The organism is Kocuria sp. CPCC 205231 (assembly GCF_040980965.1).
Taxonomy (GTDB): Bacteria; Actinomycetota; Actinomycetes; order Actinomycetales; family Micrococcaceae; genus Kocuria; species Kocuria rosea.
On the sequence record NZ_JAVKPP010000006.1, the window covers coordinates 99,159 to 118,947 of the forward strand.

At 74.4% G+C, this 19,789-nt stretch carries 16 protein-coding genes; 7 read left to right on the forward strand and 9 right to left on the reverse strand.

From position 1 onward, the window contains the following. The first annotated feature begins 21 nt into the window (after nucleotides 1-21). Nucleotides 22-2,853 (forward strand): AAA family ATPase, encoded by a 2,832-nt coding sequence (locus RF640_RS07900; RefSeq protein ID WP_368827383.1) that lies wholly within the window; start codon nucleotides 22-24, stop codon nucleotides 2,851-2,853. Between the two features lie 89 nt (nucleotides 2,854-2,942). Here RF640_RS07900 and catC read toward each other — a convergent pair whose 3' ends face one another. From catC to RF640_RS07915, 3 genes are all read right to left on the reverse strand, one after another. Continuing rightward, a complete protein-coding gene (gene catC, locus RF640_RS07905) occupies nucleotides 2,943-3,221 on the reverse strand; it encodes a muconolactone Delta-isomerase (RefSeq protein ID WP_017832659.1) in 279 nt (92 codons plus the stop codon). Between the two features lie 64 nt (nucleotides 3,222-3,285). Continuing rightward, entirely contained in the window at nucleotides 3,286-4,389 is a 1,104-nt protein-coding gene (locus RF640_RS07910; protein WP_017832660.1) for a mandelate racemase/muconate lactonizing enzyme family protein, read from the reverse strand. Then, on the reverse strand, nucleotides 4,386-5,321 hold the full coding sequence (locus RF640_RS07915) for a LysR substrate-binding domain-containing protein (protein WP_035928196.1): 936 nt from the start codon (nucleotides 5,319-5,321) through the stop codon (nucleotides 4,386-4,388). The genes RF640_RS07910 and RF640_RS07915 overlap by 4 nt, the downstream gene beginning before the upstream one ends. Nucleotides 5,322-5,507: 186 nt before the next feature. Here RF640_RS07915 and RF640_RS07920 point away from each other — a divergent pair, with 186 nt between their 5' ends. After that, a complete protein-coding gene (locus RF640_RS07920) occupies nucleotides 5,508-6,122 on the forward strand; it encodes a flavin reductase family protein (protein WP_017832662.1) in 615 nt (204 codons plus the stop codon). A gap of 10 nt (nucleotides 6,123-6,132) precedes the next feature. On the opposite strand, the gene RF640_RS07925 is transcribed toward RF640_RS07920, so the two are convergent. Further along, the gene (locus RF640_RS07925) at nucleotides 6,133-7,839 is read right to left on the reverse strand and encodes a long-chain-fatty-acid--CoA ligase (protein WP_368827386.1); all 1,707 of its coding nucleotides are present in this window, start codon (nucleotides 7,837-7,839) and stop codon (nucleotides 6,133-6,135) included. A 113-nt stretch (nucleotides 7,840-7,952) separates the two neighbouring features. Between RF640_RS07925 and RF640_RS07930 the strand changes: the two genes are divergently transcribed. The 5 genes from RF640_RS07930 (at nucleotide 7,953) to RF640_RS07950 (ending at nucleotide 13,005) form a co-directional block, all read left to right on the forward strand. Continuing rightward, complete coding sequence (locus RF640_RS07930) at nucleotides 7,953-8,921, forward strand: hypothetical protein (RefSeq protein ID WP_109221701.1); 969 nt, start codon at nucleotides 7,953-7,955, stop codon at nucleotides 8,919-8,921. 136 nt (nucleotides 8,922-9,057) lie between these two features. Next, on the forward strand, nucleotides 9,058-9,774 hold the full coding sequence (locus tag RF640_RS07935; protein WP_017832665.1) for a response regulator transcription factor: 717 nt from the start codon (nucleotides 9,058-9,060) through the stop codon (nucleotides 9,772-9,774). Nucleotides 9,775-9,807: 33 nt separating this feature from the next. Beyond that, on the forward strand, nucleotides 9,808-11,103 hold the full coding sequence (locus RF640_RS07940) for a sensor histidine kinase (RefSeq protein ID WP_017832666.1): 1,296 nt from the start codon (nucleotides 9,808-9,810) through the stop codon (nucleotides 11,101-11,103). Beyond that, nucleotides 11,100-12,113, forward strand: coding sequence for a hypothetical protein (locus tag RF640_RS07945; protein ID WP_017832667.1), 1,014 nt, complete (start codon nucleotides 11,100-11,102; stop codon nucleotides 12,111-12,113). The genes RF640_RS07940 and RF640_RS07945 overlap by 4 nt, the downstream gene beginning before the upstream one ends. A 130-nt stretch (nucleotides 12,114-12,243) precedes the next feature. Then, entirely contained in the window at nucleotides 12,244-13,005 is a 762-nt protein-coding gene (locus RF640_RS07950) for a DNA-3-methyladenine glycosylase I (RefSeq protein ID WP_272026151.1), read from the forward strand. On the opposite strand, the gene RF640_RS07955 is transcribed toward RF640_RS07950, so the two are convergent. The 5 genes from RF640_RS07955 to RF640_RS07975 form a co-directional block, all read right to left on the reverse strand. After that, the gene (locus tag RF640_RS07955; RefSeq protein WP_272026152.1) at nucleotides 12,971-14,200 is read right to left on the reverse strand and encodes an aminotransferase class I/II-fold pyridoxal phosphate-dependent enzyme; all 1,230 of its coding nucleotides are present in this window, start codon (nucleotides 14,198-14,200) and stop codon (nucleotides 12,971-12,973) included. The genes RF640_RS07950 and RF640_RS07955 overlap by 35 nt on opposite strands. Nucleotides 14,201-14,669: 469 nt before the next feature. Beyond that, nucleotides 14,670-16,118, reverse strand: coding sequence for a dihydrolipoamide acetyltransferase family protein (locus RF640_RS07960; RefSeq protein ID WP_109221704.1), 1,449 nt, complete (start codon nucleotides 16,116-16,118; stop codon nucleotides 14,670-14,672). 82 nt (nucleotides 16,119-16,200) lie between these two features. Next, entirely contained in the window at nucleotides 16,201-17,184 is a 984-nt protein-coding gene (locus RF640_RS07965) for an alpha-ketoacid dehydrogenase subunit beta (RefSeq protein WP_109221705.1), read from the reverse strand. Beyond that, a complete protein-coding gene (locus RF640_RS07970; protein ID WP_368827390.1) occupies nucleotides 17,181-18,482 on the reverse strand; it encodes a thiamine pyrophosphate-dependent enzyme in 1,302 nt (433 codons plus the stop codon). Before RF640_RS07970 ends, RF640_RS07965 begins: the two co-directional genes overlap by 4 nt. Nucleotides 18,483-18,538: 56 nt before the next feature. Continuing rightward, complete coding sequence (locus tag RF640_RS07975) at nucleotides 18,539-19,702, reverse strand: histidinol-phosphate transaminase (protein WP_284563332.1); 1,164 nt, start codon at nucleotides 19,700-19,702, stop codon at nucleotides 18,539-18,541. Nucleotides 19,703-19,789: the final 87 nt, after the last annotated feature.

Consider the following 19,789-nt stretch of genomic DNA (forward strand, 5'->3'; position numbering starts at 1 on the left):
TCCACGGGTAGACTCGCGGCCATGACGGCGGGCCTGCAGCACGGAGAACCCGGCGAGGAGCTCCCGCTGGTCGGGCGGGCGGCCGCGCTCGAGGAGCTCCTCGAGGTCCTGCGGACCGTGCGCAAGGGCCACGTCCGCACCGTGGTGCTCGAGGGCCCGCTGGGCTCGGGCAAGACGGCCCTGCTCGAGCTGTTCCTCGACCACTGCCGCTCCGCCGCGCGCGGCGTCCGCGTGCTCAGCGCCACCGGCGACGAGTGGGAGTCCCAGCTCGCCCTGGCCGGGTACAGCCAGCTCATGCTCGCCACGCCCCTGCGCTCCTCCCGGGGCTTCGACGGCGAGCCCGCGCCGCCCTCGGCCCCGGTCGCGGAGCTGAGCCCCGCGCAGGCCGTGAACTACGCCGCCACCCTGAGCACCCACCTCGAGAGCCTGCAGACCCGCGGCAGCGTGGTGGTCACCGTCGACGACGCCCACCGGCTGGACGAGCAGACCCTGCGGATCCTGGTGTTCGTGATGCGCCGGATGCACGGCAAGCGGGTCATGTTCGTGCTGACCCTCGACCCGGCGCAGGCGTGGCACGTCCCGGCGGGGGTGCTGGACTTCCTCACCGGCCACCAGGTCCAGCGCCTCCCCCTCGAGCCCCTCGGGGCGGAGGAGGTCCGGGCCGCGGCCCGGCAGTTCTTCGGCCTCGACCTCGGCGCGACCGCCGCGCACCGGCTCGTCCGGCACACCGGCGGGCTCCCCCAGCAGGTGCTCGAGCTGCTGCGCGAGCTGCCCGAGGACACCTGGCACTCCTGGTTCGCGGACCTGCCGGCGAGCTCCCGGGTGCGCGCCCGCGTGCACAGCGTCCTCACCGGGGCCTCGCCCGACCTGATCCGCACGGCCGAGGCCGTCTCCGTGCTGGGACGCAGCGCGGGCCTGTCCGAGGTGGCCCACGTCAGCGGGGTGGACGCCCTGATGGACGCCCTCGACGAGGGCCACCGCGCCGGGCTGCTGGACCTCTCCGTGGACCAGGCCCGCTCGGTCGTGCAGTTCTTCGAGCCGGGGGCCGCGGAGGCCGTCTACGGGCTGATCGTGCCGAGCCGGCGGATCGCGCTGCACCGGCGGTCCGCGACCGTGGTGCAGGAGGAGGGCGAGCGGCTCGGCCACCGCGTCTCGGCCACCCCGGGGCCCGACGAGCCGCTGGCCGTGGAGCTCGAGGCCTTCGCCGCGCGGCAGGCGATGGTCGGCGCCTGGCAGGACGTCGCCACGGCGCTGTTCTCGGCGTCCCGGCTCTCCGCGGACGCGCGCGCCCGCAACGACCGTCTGCTCCGGGCCGTGGACGCCCTGGTCGGCTCGGGCGACATCGCCCAGGCCGGCATGTGGGCGGCCGCCGTGGACGCCATGCCGTCCTCCCCGCTGCGCTCGTCGGTGCTCGGCTACCTCTCCACGGTGTCCGGGCAGAACCGCAGCGCGCAGACCCAGCTCGAGATGGCCTGGCGCACGAGCAACCGGCAGCGGGACCCCGCGGCCGCCGCGCAGATCGCCCAGCGCTTCGTGCTGCACGGCGTGGCCTCCTGGGACGGACCCGTCATCACCCGGTGGGCGGAGACCGCGATGTCCCTCACCGCCCCCGGCACCCCCGCCCACATCGAGTCCGAGGCGATCTACGGCCTGGGCCTCTTCGCCCAGGGGCGGCTGCGGGAGGCCGAGGCCTCCTACGAGCGCGCCTTCGAGCACGCGGCGGAGAACGCCCAGAAGCAGCGCGTCCAGATGGGCGCCGGGTGGCTCGCGCTGCGCGCCGACGACGTCGAGACGGCGCTCGTCAACTTCCAGGCGGCCGCCCCCACCGAGTACCGGGGCGGGTCCCTGCGGATCTCCCTGTGGGCGGAGGCCTGGCTGGCCCGCACCCAGCTGGTGCTGGGCGACTGGGACGCCGCGGCGGCCACCGTCTCCCGCGCCTCGGTGCGCCTCGAGACCTCGCAGATGCCGCTCATCCGCCCGCTCCTGTACTGGACCGCCGCGGAGCTGTGGTCGATGCGCGGGGACTGGGACCGGGCCCGCCACTACGTCTCCCAGGCCGCCGTGCAGCCGGGCACCTACCGGGCCATGCAGGTCCCGGCCAGTCTCGCGCGGGCCCGCTTCCACGAGGCCCGCGCCGACTACGAGAGCGCGCTGGGGGTGTTGCAGCCGCTGACGGACCTCGACCCGTGGACCGACGAGCGGGTCTCCTTCTGGCCGTGGCAGGACACCTACGTCAACGCCCTCGTGATGACCGACCGGCTCGAGGACGCGGACGCGTTCCTCACCACGTTCGAGCGCGTGCGCCGCGAGCGGCGGATCCCCTCCGACGACGCCCGCATCTCCTGGGCCCGGGGCCGGATCCTCGCCGCGCAGGGGGACCCGGACACGGCGCGGGAGCACTTCGAGGCGGCCCTGGGCCACCTGCGCGGGCTCAACCGCCCGTACCTGCGCGCCCGGATCAGCTTCGCCTTCGGGCAGAGCATGCGCCGTGCGGGCAAGCGGCGCCTGGCGTCCACCGTGCTGCGGACCGCGCGGGACCTCTATGACTCGCTGGGCGCCGCCACGTATGTGGAGCGCTGCGACCGCGAGCTGAAGGCGACCGGTCTCGACGTCGGGAACCTTCCGGACCCCTCCGACCCGGTGCTCGCGGCCGTGGGCCGCACCGCCGTGCAGCTCACCGCCCAGGAGCAGGCGGTGGCGGAGCTGGTCTCGGGTGGGGCCACCAACAAGGAGACCGCGCGGGCCCTGTTCCTCGCGGAGAAGACCGTCCAGTACCACCTGACGCGCATCTACGGGAAGCTGGGGATCCGCTCCCGCAGCGAGCTCGCCGCCCGCTACCGCACCTCCGACTGACCGTCCCGGGACGATCGCGAGGTGGCGGACGACGGCGACGGCCGGTGGCCGGGTCGCCGTCGTCCGCCACCTCGCGGGGCGGGCCGGTGCTACTTCACGTCGGAGGGGTGCTTGGCCAGGGGCACCACGGTGATGTCCATGTAGGGGAACAGCGGCAGGTTCTGCAGGATGTCGTGGAGCTCGTCGTGGGAGTCGACGTCGAAGACCGAGTAGTTGGCGTACTCGCCCACCACGCGCCAGATTTCGGGCCACTTCCCGGAGCGCTGCAGCTCCTGCGAGTAGGCCTTCTCGGTGGCCTTGATCTCCGCGGCCTCCTCGGCGGGCATGTCGGTGGGGAGGTCGATGTCCATGTGGACCAGGTACTTCACGGTGCGTCCTTCCGTCGGGATGGGTTCTCGGGCTGAGATCTCGTGCTGGGTTCCCGGGCCGGGTCTACCGGTCGGTGCGGTAGCGGGTGAGCTTGTCCTCGTCCACGGCGGTGCCCACCCCGGGCACGTCCGGCACGCGGATCCGGCCGTCGGCGATGACCACGGGCTCGGCGAGGAGGTCATCGGACATGTCCAGGAAGTTGGACAGCTCCCCGGCCCGCTTCGAGGTGTGGGCCAGGGCCGCGCCGAAGACCACGGAGGCGATCGTGCCGACCTGGGTGTCGATCTGGTTGCCCACGTAGACGTCCACCCCCATGCCCTCGGCCATGCCCACGATCTTCGCGGCCTCGGTGAAGCCGGAGCGGGCGGTCTTCACCGCCAGCAGGTTCGCGCCGCCGGTGAGGATCTCCTTGGCGGCCTCCCCCAGGTTCGGGGCGGACTCGTCGGCGGCGATGGGGATCGTCGAGCGCTCCACCAGGCGGCGGCGGCCGAGCACCTCGCGGGCGTCGTCGGGCTCCTCGAGGAACTGCAGGCCCAGGTCGGCCGTGCGGCGCAGCACCTCCATGGCCTCGTTGGCGGACCAGCCGCGGTTGGCGTCCATGTAGAGCTCGGCGTCCTCGCCCAGGCCCTCGCGCAGCACGGCCGCGGCCTCGACGTCGAGGCCGATCGGGTGCCGGCCGGTCTTGAGCTTGAACGTGGTGATGCCGTAGGTCTCGCGGAACTGAAGGGCGAGGTCCAGCAGCTCCTGGGCCGGCTTGAAGCCCAGCATGTGGGAGACCCGCATGGAGTCGGTGAACCCGCCCAGCAGTCTGGTCACCGGCTGCCCGAGGAACTGGCCGATGACGTCCCACAGGGCGATGTCCACGGCGCCCTTGGCGGTCTGGTTGTGGACGGTGCGGGCCAGCACGGCCTGGACCTTCTCGCGGTCGAGGACGTCCAGGCCCACCAGCTGCGGGGCGAAGAGGTCCTCGACGACGGCCACGATGGACTTCTGGGTCTCGCCGTAGGTGTAGGGCCGCGGCGGGGTGTCGGCGGTGCCCACGATCCCGTCGTCGGTGGTGATCCGCACCAGCACGTGGTCCGCCTCGTGGACGGCGCCCGAGGCGAAGTGCAGCGGGTGGACGTAGGGGATCGAGTAGGGGATCGCCTCGACGGTCGCGATCTTCATGGGCGGGCGGGCCTTTCCTGGGCGGGCGGGACGGGCGTGCCGCCGGGGGACCCGGGGGCGGCCTGGACGTCGACGACGAGGTCGATGAAGTTGTGCAGGAGCGCGGAGCGGTCCTCGCGCCGCCACGCGACGGCGAGCTCGATCTGCGGCGAGTGCTCGATGTCGCGGTAGACGACGCCCTCGAGCTGGAAGGCGCGCACCCCGGCGGGCACCACGGCCACCCCGCCGCCGGCGGCCACGAAGGACAGCAGCGTGGACGTCTCCCCCGCCACCTGGGCGATCCGGGGCTGGAAGCCGGCCTGGCGGCAGAGGTCCGCGGCGGTGCGGTAGAGCACGGAGTCGGGCGGGTAGGTGATGAACTCCTGGTCCTGCAGCTCGTGCACGGCCACGGGCAGGTCCACGGCGAGGGCGCTGAAGGAGGGCAGCGCCACCACGAGCGGCTCGCGGGCGACCACCCGGTACTCGACGTCCGCAGAGGCCACGGGCGGGCGCAGGAGGGCGGCGTCGAGGGTGTGCTCCCGCAGCCCCTCCTCCATGGCGGGGGTCAGCATCTCGCCGTGCAGCGCCAGGGACAGCCCGGGCATCGTCTCCTTCGCCCAGCGCACGACCCGCGGCATCACCCCGTAGGTGGCCGAGCCGGAGAAGCCGACCCGCAGCACGCCTGTGGCCCCCTGCCCCACCTGGTAGACGTCGGCCTTGAGGGCCTCGATCTCGTTGATGATCCGCCGCCCCCGGTCCAGGAGCACCTGGCCGGCGGCGGTGAGGTCCACCCGCCGGGTGGTCCGGTCCAGCAGCCGCACGCCGAGCTGCTCCTCGAGCTGGCGGATCTGCTGGGACAGCGGCGGCTGGGCCATGTGCAGGCGCTTGGCGGCGCGGCCGAAGTGGCGCTCCTCGGCCACGGCGATGAAGTAGTTGAGCTGCCGGATCTCCATCGTGGCACCTGGCCCTTCCGCTCGGTCGGAGGGGTCGTCGTCGACCGCCACCCGTCGTATTGATCCACAGAGTACACCCAAAATGCTCCATTAGGACATCGGTGACCTCTAATCGACTCCGCTGCCGCCGTGCACCCCGGGGCCGCGCCCTGTGCCCCCGGCCCGTCGAGGTGGTGCAATGGGCCCATGCGCACCGACATCACCGCCGACCGGCACGGCTCCTTCGCCCGGGCCGTCAAGTCCCTCGTGGTCCCCCGCCCCATCGCGTGGGTCAGCTCCCGCTCGGCCGCAGGCGTCGACAACCTGGCCCCGCACTCGTTCTTCACGGTCGCCTCGGAGAACCCCACGATCGTCCAGTTCGTCTCGGTCGGCGAGAAGGACAGCCTCCGCAACATCCGGCAGACCGGGGAGTTCGTGGTCAGCTTCGCGCCTGAGGGGCTGTTCGAGCGGATCAACGCGACCAGCACCGACTACCCTCCCGAGATCAGCGAGTTCGACGCCGTGGGCCTGACCCGTGAGCCCTCGCTCACCGTGGCCGTCCCCCGCGTGGCCGAGTCCCCCGCCGCCATCGAGTGCCGGCTGCACACGGACCCCATCCCCGTGGGCAACTGCTTCCTGGTCCTCGGCGAGGTCACGCACGTGGTCGTGGACGAGGAGGACATGGACGAGCGGGGCCCGGTCGTGCGGACGCTGCGCCCGATCGCGCGGCTCGGGCGCGACGAGTGGGGCGAGCTGGGCCGGATCCGGTCGATCCGGCGGGTCCCCTACCGGGACGTCGCCCCGGAGGCGGACCTGCCCTGAGCGCCCGGGCTCAGAGCCGCACGCCCGTGCGCCGCAGCTGCTCGCGGACCTCCCGGCGCTGGATCTTGCCGAGCATCGTGCGCGGGAGCTCCTCCACGGCCACGATCCGCCGGGGGACCTTGTAGCGGGCCAGGCCCGCCCAGCAGTGCTCGCGCAGGGCCGCCTCGTCGAGCTCGGCGCCCGGCACGAGGGTCACGGCGGCGACGACCACCTCGCTGCCGCTGGGGTCGGCGAGCCCCACCACCGCGGCGTCCGCCACGGCGCGGTGCCGGCGCAGCGTGTCCTCGACCTCGCTGGGGGCCACGTTGAACCCTCCGGTGATCACGACCTCCTTGAGCCGGTCGACCACCTGCAGGAACCCGTCCTCGTCGACGGTGACGATGTCGCCGGTGCGCAGCCACCCGTCGTCCGTGAGCGTCCGGGCGGTCTCGTCGGGGCGCTTCCAGTACCCCTGGAAGACCTGCGGGCCCCGCACCCAGAGCTCCCCGGGGTGTTCCGGGGGGACGTCCTCGAGGGTGTCCGGGTCGACGAGCCGGATGTCGGTGGACGGGAACGGGATCCCGATGGAGCCCGCCCGGCGGGAGTCGTTGAGCGGGTTGCAGGCCACCAGCGGGGAGCACTCGGTCAGTCCGTAGCCCTCGATCAGGATCCCCCCGGTGGCCCGCTCCCACTGCTCCACGAGCGGGACCGGCAGGCTCATGGCCCCGGAGACGGCCACCGGGATGCCGCGCAGGTCCACGCCCTGCTCCGGTGCGGCGTCGAGGAGCTTCTGGTACACCGGCGGCACCGCGGGCAGCACCGTGGGGCGGGCGCGCTTCATCGCCCCGAGGATCAGGTCCGCGCGCACGGTCGGGAAGAGCACGAGCCGCGCGCCGAGGGACATCGCGAACGTCACGCCCAGGGTCAGGCCGAAGGCGTGGAAGAGCGGCAGCACGCCGTGCACCACCTCGCGCTCGCCGGAGCCGAGCCAGTGCCGGCCCATGAGGGCGTTGGACTCGAGGTTGCGGTGCGAGAGCATCGCCCCCTTGGGCAGCCCGGTGGTGCCGGAGGTGTACTGCAGCAGCGCGAGGTCGTGCGCGGCGGGCCGCGGGTGCTCCGCGGCGATCGGGGCGGAGGCCAGCAGCTCCCGCCAGGGGATCGTGCCCGGGGCGGGGCCGGTGAGCTGCGCGCGGGAGGCGCGTGCGCCCGGCAGCGGCAGGCGCAGGGCCAGCCGCTTCGCCCGCGGCATCGCGGCGGTGATGTCCACGGACACGACCGCGTCGACCCGCAGGTCCGCGGGCAGGGAGCGCACCCGCTCGGCCGCCCGGTCCCAGACGATCGCCACGCGCGCCCCGTGGTCCTCGAACTGGTGGCGCAGCTCCGGGGCCGTGTAGAGCGGGTTGTGCTCGACGACGACGGCCCCCAGGCGCAGCACCGCGTAGAACGCCACGACGTGCTGCGGGCAGTTGGGCAGGACGATCGCGACCCGGTCGCCGCGGCCCACGCCCAGCCGGCGCAGGCCCTCGGCCGCGCGGTCGACCTGCCGGCCCAGGGCGGCGTAGGAGGTCGTGGCCCCGAAGAACTCGAGCGCGGTGCTCGCACCGTGGCGGGCGACGGAGCGCTCGAGCATGTGCACCAGGGACGTCTCCGGCAGGTCCAGGTCCGCGGGGACGCCCGGGTCGTAGCTGGCGGTCCAGGGGCGGGCACGCAGGAACTCGCGGACGGTGTCGACAGGCATGGTCCCGACCCTACTCGGCGGCGGCACCCGGCCGCCCGGCCACGGCGACACCCCGTGCAGGACGGGACGGCTCACCGGGCCCGGTCCGGGAACCGGCCGTAGACTCCGGTGCCATGACGCCCTCCTCGACCCCCGGCTCGCCCTCCCCCGACGACCCGACGCCCTGGTCGGACACCGGTCCGCACGACTCCCCGGACGCCACCCGGCCGCTGCCCCCGGTCAGCCGGTTCGCCGCCCCGGCCGGCGGCGGCTCGCCGCACGACGCCCCCGAGGGGGGCGCCGGGAGCGGCGGGACCGAGGACTGGTCCTGGTACGACGACGAGGACGACCAGCACACCCGGCCGCTGCCGGCGGTGACCGCCCAGCGCCCGGTGCCGGAGGACCCGCGGCCGCGCACGGACCCGACGCCCGCGGTCGGGGCCCCCGGCGCCGCGGCCGGCTACGGCCCCGCGCCCGGCTACGGCGCCGGACCCGACGGCCCGTTCTCCGGCGACCCGTCCTCCGGCGTCCCGGTCGACGCCGCGACCCGTCTCGCCCGGCAGCGGGAGGAGTTCGGGGGCCTCCAGCTGGTGCCCGGCTTCTTCGGCTGGCTCAGCGCCATGGCCCTGTCCTGGCTGCTCCTGGCCCTGGCGGGCCTGACCGCGGCCGCGCTGGGGCTGCGCCTCGTGGACGGGGTCGGCGGCGTGGTGGACGACCTCGCCGCCGGGTCCGCGGCGGCCTGGACGGGAGCGGCCGCCCTCGGCCTGGTCGAGTTCATCGCGTTCCTGGGCGGCGGCTACGCCGCGGGCCGGATGGCGCGGTTCTCCGGGGCACGGCAGGGCGTGTCCGTGTGGCTGTGGTCCCTGTTCGGCCGCTCCGTGGCCACCGTCGCGGGACTGGTGTGGGCCGACACCGTCGGCCTGGCGCCCGTGGGCGTCTCGGCCCAGGCGCTGATCGGCGACCTGCTGGTCCCGGGCCTGCTCGCGGTCCTCGCCGTGCTCGCCGTCGACCTGCTCGCGGCGGTGCTCGGCGGGCTGTGGGGCGTCCGCTACCACCGCAGGGTCGATCGCTGGGGGGACGGACCGGAGGACCGGGCCCGGTAACTTTGCGTCCCGGCACCGTGTCGGGTTCGCATCCGACCACCAAAGGGGGGACAATCGGAGCACCTCGGTGAGATCCGTCACCCCCACGCGGAAATCTGCGGACCGGCCCACCGAGCAGCACCCGGAGGAAACACCCATGCCGTCCACCCTTGTCGCCGTCGTCGATGACCACGAGGTCGTCCGGGAGGGCGTCCGCCTCGTCTCCATGACCTCGCAGGCGGACGTGAAGCTCGTCGGATCGGCCTCCAGCGTCCCCGGACTCCTCGACCAGCTGGGCCGGGACCCCGAGAACCCCGCCCTCACCGCCCAGGGCGCCAAGCGGATCGAGTGCGAGGTCGTGCTCCTGGACCTGTCCCTCGACGACATGTCCCGACCCGCCACCAACGTGGAGCTGCTGCGCGCCGCCGGCATGAAGGTGCTCATCTTCAGCATCGGCGAGAACGCCGCGCTGATCCGCGAGGCGCTGCGGGCCGGCGCGCTGGGCCTGGTGCGCAAGTCGGACCCGCTCGAGCACGCGATCGAGGAGGCCCGCAACATCGCCGAGGGCAAGCCCGTGATCACCAAGGAGCTCGCCGCCGCGATCGACGGGGACGTGGAGTTCTCCCGGGCCAGCCTCTCCCCGCGGGAGCAGGAGACCCTGCGGCTCTACGCCTCCGGCTTCGCCCAGGTCCAGGTCGCACGCCGGATGGGCATCAAGCAGAGCGCCGTCAAGACCAACATCGACCGCATCCGGGAGAAGTACGCGCGCGTCGGACGCCCGGCGCCCACCAAGATCGACCTGCGCATCCGGGCGATCGAGGACGGCCTGGTCGAGCCCACGGCGGACATCACCACGGCGGAGAAGCATCTGTGATCCGCCCCACGCCCCGGTGAGGGCCGCCGCTCCGTGAGCCACGCCGCGCACCGGCCCCCGCTCGCCTACCGGAAGGTCCCCGCCCGGCGGCGCCGCAGCAGCCTCCTGGTGCCGACCTCGCCGCAGGAGCTGGGGATGAACTCCTACCGCATCCACCTGCTCGCGAACATCTGCCACGGGCTGGTCGTCGTCGCGCTGTTCCTGGAGGCCCTCACCATCGTCGAGGACCAGCTGCGCGCCTTCGAACGGTGGCACCTGGTGTTCCTGCTGGCCCTCCTGGTCAACGGCGGCGCGATGCTCCTCCAGGGCGCCAGGCGGCAGGTGCGGATGTGGCCGGTGCTCGCGGCCCCGGTGCTCGTGGCCCTCACCGTCCTGACCCTCCCGCTCGCCTGGACGGGCGCCGCTCCGCCGCAGGACCCGTGGGTGGAGCCGTTCATCCTGCTCGCGGCCGCCGCCACCGTGGTCGCGTGGAGCATCGAGCTGGCAGTCGCGTACCTGGCGTCCGTCACGGTCTTCTACGTCCTGGTCATGGTGCGCACCACGGAGTCGGCGGACGTGATGGGCGTGCTGTTCGACGCCACGAGCCGGATCGCGTTCGGCGTGGTCCTCGTGGTGCTGATCAGCCTGGTCTACAAGGGCGGGCAGAACGCGGACCAGGTGTACGCGGCCGCGATCGCGCAGGAGCTGCAGCTGAACCGCTCGCGCTCGCAGGCCGAGGAGCAGGAGCGGCTGGACCGCCTCATCCACGACAACGTCATGGCCGCCCTGCTGGACGCCGGACGGGCCCCGGGCCCCGTCCAGCGGCGCACCCGGGAGCTGGCCCAGCGGGCCCTCGAGGTCCTCGCCTTCGAGGAGCGCCGCGCCGAGGGCAAGGGCACCACCATGGTGCACACCTTGCTCGACGACCTCCTCGAGTCCCTGTCCCCGTGGCGCAACCGGGTGCGCTTCAACAGCATCACCCCCTACATCAGGCCCCCCGGCCAGCCGCGCCCGCTCATCCCCGTGGAGACGGCGCAGGCGCTCGTGCAGGCGGTCACCGAGGCGGTCTCCAACAGCGCCCGCCACGCCGGCACCGAGGTCACCTTCGTGACCATGGACGGCGGCGTGTGCCCGCCCACCCCCCTCAACCCCGAGGGCTTCTTCCTTCGCTTCCAGGTGGTGGACCGCGGCCGCGGCTTCCAGGTCCGCAGCATCGACTCCCGGCGGCTCGGGGTGCGCGTGTCCATCCTGGGCAACGTGCGCCACGTGGGCGGCGCGGTGGACGTCGACAGCGCACCGGGACGCGGCACCCGCGTCACGATCCTCTGGCCCCGGGACGCGCAGCCGTGATCTCCCGCACCCTCTTCCATCCCCTGAGCCTGGTCGCCGCCACGGTGTTCTTCCTGATCCCCGTGGTGCTCGGGATCCTGCAGACGCCCAGCATGGACAAGCCGGACCTCATGCAGGCCGCGCTCGTGACCTACGTGGTCGCGGTGGCGCTGGTCGTCTACCCGTACCGGCAGCGCCGGCTGCCCGATCTGCCCGCGGCCCTGGGCGTGCTCCTCATGCTGGTGTCGATCCAGCGCTCCTACGACGCCCTGAACCCCCAGGCGGAGCTGTTCGGCGGGCAGTGGTTCACCCTGGGCTTCGACGGCTTCCTCGTGGTCCTGGGCATCCGGCGCCGCGCGGGGTGGGGCTGGGCCACGCTCGTCATCGCGGTCGCCGTGTCCATGACGTGGGGCGCCCGCTCCGCCCTGGGCCTCTGGGACGCGGCGCTGACGAACGCCGCGGCGGCGGCCCTGCTGCTCGCGAGCCAGCTCATCGCCCGGGAGTACGACCGGGCCTCCGCCGCGTTCGCCGAGGCCCGGGACATGGTGATCTCGGCGCGCTCCCACGACGAGGCGGAGCAGGACACGGTCAACGCCTCCGTGCAGCGCGTGCACGAGGTGCGCCGCCTCGCGGGCGGGCTGCTCGAGCGGATCGCGCACGACCCCTCCCCCGTCTCCGAGTACGAGATCGAACAGTTCCGCCTCACCGAGGCGCAGCTGCGGGACTCCATCCGGGGCCGGTCGATCGCCACCCCCTACCTGCTCGAGGTCACGCGGGCGGCGCGGGCCCGGGGCGTGCTGGTGGACATCCTGGACGAGCGCGGCAGGCCCCTGCCCACGGCGGTGCTGCGCGCGGCCACCCGCCAGGCCATGGAGGTGCTCAACGCCGCGACCTCGGGGTCGGTCACGATCCGCGCCTTCCCGGAGGGAGAGCCCGCCGCGGTGTTCATCGTCCACGACGGCAACGCCGGGGACGAGGAGCCCGTGGCCATCGAGATCGCCGACGGCACCGGTGCGGTCTCCCGGTTCTGACCGGCTCCACCGCCCGCGGTGCGGGCACCCGCACTGCACCCGGTCGTCCGGCGCCCCGGACACCGGCGGCACCGTCCACAGGGAGCCGCGTCCCTGCGGTCCGCCGGCCCGGCGTTCCTACCGTGGCCCCATGGACACCGCCTCCGCCGGGCACGGCCCGCACCCCGCCGTCGACCGCTCCCGCCCCGGCACGGACGACCGCCCGCCCGACGCCCGCCGCTCCCGCGGCGCCCACGACCGCCCCGGCGACCGCCCGCCCGACACCGCCCTCCGGGACGGTGGCGTCCGCTCCCCCGACGACGCCTTCCGCGCCGTGCTCTGCGGGGACGGCCTGCGCCGCTGCCCCTGGGCGCCCACGGGCCCGGCCGCCCTCGAGGAGCACGACCGGCGCTGGGGCGCACGGCCCGCGGACTCCTCCGGCTGGTTCGAGGCCCTCGGCCTGGAGATCTTCCAGGCGGGCCTGGCCCGCTGGAGCATCGCCCAGCGGCGGGAGGGCCTGCGCCGGGCGCTGCGGGACTTCGTCCCCGAGGAGATCGCCCGGATGACCGAGGACGACGTCGACGAGCTGCTCCTGGATCCCGCGGTCATCCGCAACCGGGTCAAGATCGAGGCCGTGGTGCACAACGCGCGCGCCTGCCGCGGACTCGGTCCCGAGGACTGGGCGGAGCACGTCCGGGATCTCCGTCCGGCCGCCGCCGAGCCGCCCCTGACCGTCCTGGAGGAGTCGCGCCGCTCCCCCGAGGGGGACCGGCTGGCCGCCCGGCTCAAGGAGCAGGGACTCGTGTTCGTGGGGCGCACCACCGCGCACCGGTTCCTGCTCCGCACCGGGGTGCTCCCCGGGCACCTGGCCGGGTGCTTCAGGGACGGGACTGGAACCGGAGGATCCGGGTGAGGGCCTCCTCCACCCGGTCGGGCCCCGCGGCGAAGGACAGCCGCACTGCGCGGTGGCCGCGTGCGGCGTCGAAGTCCAGGCCCGGGACGACCGCGACGGCCTCCGCCTCCAGCAGCCGCCGGCACCACTCCAGGGAGCTGCCGTGCCGCTCGAGCTGCTCCCCGAGGTCGGCGTAGAGGTAGAACGCCCCGTCCGCCGGCGCGACCTCGCCCCACCGGAGCGCCGGGAGCGCGTCCAGGAGCAGGCTCCGGGAGCGCGCGAACTGCTCGACCGCCCGGTCCGCCTCGGCGTAGGCGTCCGGGGTGAAGGCCTCCACGGCGGCGTGCTGCGCGGCGGCGGGCGGGCAGAGGCTCAGGTTGCCGGCCAGCGCGTCGACCGCGGCCGAGAGGTCCCGGGGCAGCAGGGCCCACCCCAGCCGCCAGCCCGTCATCCCCCAGTACTTGGAGAAGGAGGAGATCACCACGGCGTCGCGGTCGTGCTCCCACGCGCTGGTGCCCCGGTACGGTCCGCCGTCGCGGGGCGCGCCGCCCTCCGGGGCGGTGTGCACGATCCCGTGGTAGATCTCGTCGCTGATCAGGCGCGTCCCGTGCTCGGCGCACCACCGGGCCAGCGCCGCCAGCTCCCCGGGCTCCAGCACGGTGCCGGTCGGGTTCGCCGGGCCCGCCACCACCAGTCCCTGCAGGGGCCCGTGCTCGGCGACCGCGGCGTCGAGCATCCCGGGCGTGGGCTGGAAGCGGGTCGCCGCCCCGCAGTCGAGCTCGACCACCTCGGCGCCCAGGGCGGCCAGGGTGTTGCGGTAGGCGGGGTAGCCCGGCCGGCACACCGCCACCCGGTCCCCCGCGTCGAACGCCGCCAGGAAGGTGAGCACGAGCGCCCCGGAGGCCCCCGTGGTGATCGCGACGTCCTCGGGACGGACGTCGAGCCCGTACCACCGGGCGTAGTGGCCGGCCACCGCCCGGCGCAGCGGCTCGATCCCGAGGGCGGGGGTGTAGCCCAGCCCCTCGTTGCGGGCGTGCACCCGGGCGGCCGCCCGCGCGACGGGACCCGGGGCGCCGCCGGAGGGCTCCCCCGCGCAGAGGGAGACGACGTCCCGGCCGGCGGCGCGCAGGCGCTCGACGTCGGCGAGGATCTCCATCACCCGGAACGGCGGCACCGCCGAGCGTGCGGAGGGACGGGGCGGCAGGTGCGCAGGCATGCGCCCAGCCTACGGCCGCCGCGGTCCGGCGCGATCGCGGTCATGCCCCGTCATGCGCACATCGGGGGACAGACTTTTGTCCAGACCTCCGCAATACTGGACCCAGTCCTGGACGTCAGGAGGCCGCACTGAGGCGGTCCTCCGGGCGTGGGGGGACAGGTCTCCGGCAGCAGTGCCGGGGGCCGACGGGCAGGTTGCCACCGCGGCCGGCGTCGCACGAGTGATCCATCGTGAATGAGATGTGTGATTGTGTCTGGGGGGATTTCAATCACGGGTCCACAGGAGATGGGGCGCCGGGCACGGGACGCAACCGCCCAGTTCCACGTCGGTGCGGCGTCGGGCCACGGCCCGGCGGGGAGAGCCGTGAGACGTGGCGGCACGCGCGTCGACGACGCAGCACACGGCCCCGCACCGATCGGTGCGGGGCCGTTGCCGTGCCGCTCGTGCCGCGGACCGCACGGGCCGGGGCTCACTCCAGCAGCAGCGCCGGCTCCTCGAGGATCCGGGCCACGTCCGCGGTGAAGCGGGCCGCGAGGTCCCCGTCGACCACGCGGTGGTCGAAGGACCCGCCCAGCGTGGTGACCCAGCGGGGCACCACGGCGCCGTCCACGACCCACGGCTTCTGCTTGATGCTCCCGAACGCGATGATCGCCACCTCGCCGGGATTGATGATCGGCGTGCCGGTGTCGAGGCCCAGGGCCCCGATGTTGGTCACGGTCAGGGTGCCGCCCTGCATGTCGGCCGGCTGCGTGCGCCCCGCCCGAGCGGTCCGGGAGAGCTCGTCGAGGGCCACGGCCAGCTCGCGCAGCGAGAGGTCCTGGGCGTCCTTGACGTTCGGGACCATGAGACCGCGCGGCGTGGCCGCCGCGATGCCCAGGTTGACGAAGTGCTTGACGAGGATCTCCTCGTCCGTCCACGTCGCGTTGACCATCGGGTTGCGGGCCGCGGCCCACACGACGGCCTTCGCGAGCACCAGCAGGGGCGTGACCTTGACGCCCTCGTAGTCCGGGGCTGCCTTGAGCCGCCGGACGAACTCCATGGTGCGCGTGGCGTCGACCTCCACGAAGACCGAGGCGTGCGGGGCGCTGAAGGCGCTGCGCACCATGTTCTGCGCCGTGGCCTTCCGCACGCCCTTGACGGGGATCCGCTCGATCCGCTCCTCCGGGGCCGCGGGGCGGCGCCGGTCCACGGCCTCGCCGAGCCGCGCCACGTGGGCGAGCAGGTCCTGCTTGGTGATCTGTCCGGCGGCGCCCGTGGCGGGGACGTCGGCGAGGTCGACGCCCAGGTCCCGTGCGGCCTTCCGGACCGGAGGCTTCGCCAGCGCGGGGCGGCGCGGGACGACCTCGACGGCCGGGGGCGCGTCGCCGCGACCCGGCCGGCGCCAGACGCCGCTGTCCTCGGCCAGCCGGGCGGCGCGCCCGGCGATGCCCTGGGCCGCCGTGCCGATCCCACCGCCGAGCCCGGCGCCCAGCGGGCCCCGGGACAGCTTCTCCGTCCAGCCCGCGGGCCGGGCCGACTCCGGCTCGGCCTCCGGCGCCGTCGGCGGGACCGCCCGGCGGCGCCGGCGCACGGGGTCGGCCTTGGGCCCGGAGCCGACGAGCGGCCGGTCCGCACCGGGCTCCCCGCCCTCCCCCAGGATCCCGGGGACGCCGGAGGCCGGGGCGGGCTCCGCCGACTCGCCCGGGGAGCCCACGGCGATGATGGGGGCGCCGACCTCGACCGTGCTGCCCTCGGCGGCCAGCAGGTCCAGGACGGTGCCGGCGTACGGGGACGGCAGCTCGACCACGGACTTCGCGGTCTCGATCTCGACGAGCACCTGGTTGACCGTGACGGTCTCCCCCGGTGCGACCTTCCACGCGAGGATCTCCGCCTCGGTCAGGCCCTCGCCGACGTCGGGCAGGTTGAAGATCTGGGGCATGTCAGTACTTCCTCTCTCGCGCGCGGCCCCCGGGCCGGCGGCGGTGCCGCCGGCCCGGGGGCCGGCGACCGGGTCGGCGGGGTCAGTAGGCGAAGGACCGGTCCAGGGCCTCGAGGATGCGGTCGAGGTCAGGCACGTACTGGTCCTCGACGGCGGCCACCGGGTACGGCAGGTGGTAGGCGCCCACCCGCAGCACCGGTGCCTCCAGGGAGTAGAACGCCCGCTCGGTGAGGCGGGCGGCGATCTCCCCGCCGAGGCCGCCGAAGGTCGGGGCCTCGTGGGCGACGACGAGGCGGCCCGTCCGGCGCACGGAGTCCTCGAGGGTGTCGAAGTCGATCGGCGACAGCGAGCGCAGGTCGATCACCTCGACGCTGCGCCCGTCCTCCTCCGCCGCCTGCGCCGCGGCGAGCGCGACCGGCACGAGAGGACCCCAGGCCACCACGGTGGCGTCCTCGCCGTGACGGACGACCTGCGCGGAGAACGGGTCGGCGGTCGGGCGCCCGACGTCCACCGCGCCCTTGAGCCAGTACCGCCGCTTGGGCTCGAAGACGATCACGGGGTCCTCGCACGCGATGGCCTGCTGGGTCATCCAGTAGGCGTCCTGGGCGTTGGACGGCGTGACGATGCGCAGCCCCGCCGTGTGCGCGAACAGCGCCTCGGGGGACTCCGAGTGGTGCTCCACGGAGCCGATGACCCCGCCGTACGGGATGCGGATCGTCACGGGGACGGTGACGTCCCCGTTGGTGCGGTTGCGCATCTTGGCCAGCTGCGTGGTGATCTGGTTGAACGCCGGGAAGGAGAAGCCGTCGAACTGGATCTCGCACACGGGCCGGTAGCCGCGCAGGGCGAGCCCGATGGCGGTGCCCACGATCCCGGCCTCCCCCAGCGGGGTGTCCATCACCCGGTGGGCGCCGAAGTCCGCCTTGAGCCCCTCGGTGACGCGGTAGACGCCGCCGAGGGAGCCGATGTCCTCGCCCATGAGCAGCACCCGGGGGTTCTCCTCCATGGCCCGGCGCAGGCCCGCGTTGACCGCCTTCGCGATCGTCAGGTCCGGTGCGGTGCTCATGCGAGGTCCTCCTGGGTGCCGGCGGTCTCCGGGTCGGGGGCCCCGGCCACGGGGTCGGCCGCCACGGTCAGCCCCGCGGCCTGCGTGCCCCGGTCCGGTCCGGCGGGGCCCGGCCCGGCGTCGTCGTCGGTGTCGGTGTCGGCGAAGCCCGCCTGGTAGGCCGCGTACCAGGCGCGCTCCTCATCCACGAGGGCGTGCGGCTCGGCGTAGGGCCGGTCGAAGAAGTCCTCGAACGCGGGCGGGTCCATGGCCAGCACGAGGGCGCGGGCCTGGTCGGCGAACGCCTGGGCGTCGGCCGCGACGTCGGCGAAGAAGTCGTCGCCGGTGCCGTGGGCCTCGCGCAGGTGCGCCTCGAGACGGAGCAGCGGGTCGAGCTCGCTCCAGTGCTGCTCGTCCTCCCGCAGGCGGTACTTGGTGGGGTCGTCCGCGGTGGTGTGGGCCCCGAGCCGGTAGGTCTCGGCCTCCACGAGCACCGGGCCCTGGCCGGCGCGGGCCTTCTTGAGCGCGTACCGCGAGGCCGCCAGCACCGCGAGCACGTCGTTGCCGTCCACGCGGATCCCCTCGAAGCCGTACCCCGCGGCGCGCTCGGCCAGGGGCACGCGGGACTGGGTGCGGAACGGCACCGAGATGGCCCACTGGTTGTTCTGCACGAAGAAGACCACCGGGGCGTCGTAGGACGCGGCGAAGACCATGCCCTCGTGGACCTCGCCCTGGGTGGAGGTGCCGTCCCCGAAGTAGACGACCGCGGCCGCCGGCTCGGCCTCCCGGCCCTCCGCCTCGGCCGTCCGCCGGTCCAGGTCGATGCCCATGGCGTAGCCCACGGCGTGCGGGACCTGGCAGCCGAGCACGATGGAGTAGACGTTCATGTGGTGCCGGCTGGGCCGCCAGCCCCCGGCGCTGTGCCCGCGGAACACGGTGAGCAGCTCGGCGGGCTCGACGCCCCGCTCGATGGCCACGGCGTGCTCCCGGTAGGTCGGGAACACGTGGTCGGCCGGGCGCAGCGCACGGGCGGAGCCCACCTGGGCTGCCTCCTGCCCGCGCATCGGCGCCCACAGCACCAGCTGCCCCTGCCGCTGGAGGTTGGTCGCCTCCTCGTCGAAGCGGCGGGCCAGCGCCATCGAGCGGTACAGCCCGCGCAGCTGCTCGGCGTCGACGTCGCGCACGTACGGGGACAGGACCGGGTCCTCGCTCAGCCGGCCGTCCCGGTCGAGGAGCCGCACCAGGCGCGTGCGCACCTCCGGCGTCGGTACGGTGCGGGCCGGCACGGGGGCGGCCGGGGACGATGGGGCGGCATCCATGGGCAGGACGTCCTTTCGGGTTGCTCGGGAGGGAGCCGGGCCGGCGCGGCCGCGGATCAGAGCACGGGCGAGTGGGGGAACTGCGCGCACAGCTCCAGGAACCGGGTGTTGGCCTCCGGCTCCCCGATGGTCACGCGCACGCCCTCGTCGCCGAAGCGGCGCACGGACAGGGCGTGGGCGTCGCACAGCTCGGCGAAGCCCTCGCTGTGCTCGCCCAGGTTCAGCCACACGAAGTTCGCCTGCGTCTGCGGGTACGGCCAGCCGAGCCCGTCGAGCCCGGCGAGGACCCGCTCCCGCTCGTCGACGACCCGCTGGACGCGCTCGGCCACCTGGTCGTAGTGGCGCACGGACGCGATCGCCGCGCGCTGGGCGAGGTCGGTCACGGAGAACGCGGGGGACGCCTGGCGCAGGTACTGGGTGATCTCCTGGCGGGCCACGGAGTAGCCGATCCGGAGCCCGGCCAGACCGTGGGCCTTGGAGAACGTCCGCAGCACGACGACGTTGGGGTGCCGGCGGTACAGGTCGACGCCGTCGACGAGGTCGTCGCGGCGCTGGAACTCCTGGTACGCCTCGTCGATCACCACGACCACGTCGCGCGGCACGGCGGCGAGGAACTCCTCGACCTGCGCGGTGGTGAGGCTGGGGCCCGTCGGATTGTTCGGCGTGCACAGCAGCACGACCTTCGTCCGGGCGGTGACCGCGGCGGCCATGGCCTCGAGGTCGTGGGAGCCGTCGCGGCGGTTCGGGACCGGGACGCCCAGCCCGCCGGAGAGCCCGATGCTGATCGGGTAGGCCTCGAAGGAGCGCCAGGCGTGCACCACCTCGTCCGGGGTGCCGTCCTCGCCGGCGCCCACGAAGGCGCCGAGCAGCTGGTTGAGCGCGCCGAGGCTGCCGGCGCCGGTGACGATGTCCTCGGCGGGAACGCCGAGGAACTCGCCGAGCACCTCCCGCAGCTCCGCGGAGGTCGTCTCGGGGTAGCGGTGCACCGCGTCCCAGCCGGCGAGGACCTCCTTGACGGCGGGCACCGGCCCGAACGGGTTCTCGTTGGAGGACAGCTTGTAGGACACGAGCCCGTCCACCACGACCGGGGGCTTGCCGGCCGCGTAGCGGGGAAGTCGGGACAGAGCCGGGCGCGGCCGGACCGCCGGGGTGGTGGCGGTGGCCGGGCCCGAGGCCGGGGCGGTGCCGGCCAGGGTGCGGGTAGCGTCGCTGGTACTCATGGAGGTCATGCTATCCCCGCACCCCCGGGGTTCCCCCGGTCGATGACGCCCCTCCGGACGACCCGCTGCTTTTCGGGGCGAAAGCTA

Excerpts from the sequence above, each read along its gene's own strand:
- RF640_RS07955 (WP_272026152.1), bottom strand. The coding sequence starts at position 14,200 with ATGCCTGCGCACCTGCCGCCCCGTCCCTCCGCACGCTCGGCGGTGCCG.
- RF640_RS07950 (WP_272026151.1), top strand. The coding sequence starts at position 12,244 with ATGGACACCGCCTCCGCCGGGCACGGCCCGCACCCCGCCGTCGACCGC.
- RF640_RS07970 (WP_368827390.1), bottom strand. The coding sequence starts at position 18,482 with ATGGATGCCGCCCCATCGTCCCCGGCCGCCCCCGTGCCGGCCCGCACC.
- RF640_RS07930 (WP_109221701.1), top strand. The coding sequence starts at position 7,953 with ATGACGCCCTCCTCGACCCCCGGCTCGCCCTCCCCCGACGACCCGACG.
- RF640_RS07975 (WP_284563332.1), bottom strand. The coding sequence starts at position 19,702 with ATGAGTACCAGCGACGCTACCCGCACCCTGGCCGGCACCGCCCCGGCC.
- RF640_RS07910 (WP_017832660.1), bottom strand. The coding sequence starts at position 4,389 with ATGAAGATCGCGACCGTCGAGGCGATCCCCTACTCGATCCCCTACGTC.
- RF640_RS07900 (WP_368827383.1), top strand. The coding sequence starts at position 22 with ATGACGGCGGGCCTGCAGCACGGAGAACCCGGCGAGGAGCTCCCGCTG.
- RF640_RS07915 (WP_035928196.1), bottom strand. The coding sequence starts at position 5,321 with ATGGAGATCCGGCAGCTCAACTACTTCATCGCCGTGGCCGAGGAGCGC.
- RF640_RS07935 (WP_017832665.1), top strand. The coding sequence starts at position 9,058 with ATGCCGTCCACCCTTGTCGCCGTCGTCGATGACCACGAGGTCGTCCGG.
- RF640_RS07920 (WP_017832662.1), top strand. The coding sequence starts at position 5,508 with ATGCGCACCGACATCACCGCCGACCGGCACGGCTCCTTCGCCCGGGCC.
- RF640_RS07965 (WP_109221705.1), bottom strand. The coding sequence starts at position 17,184 with ATGAGCACCGCACCGGACCTGACGATCGCGAAGGCGGTCAACGCGGGC.
- RF640_RS07925 (WP_368827386.1), bottom strand. The coding sequence starts at position 7,839 with ATGCCTGTCGACACCGTCCGCGAGTTCCTGCGTGCCCGCCCCTGGACC.
- RF640_RS07960 (WP_109221704.1), bottom strand. The coding sequence starts at position 16,118 with ATGCCCCAGATCTTCAACCTGCCCGACGTCGGCGAGGGCCTGACCGAG.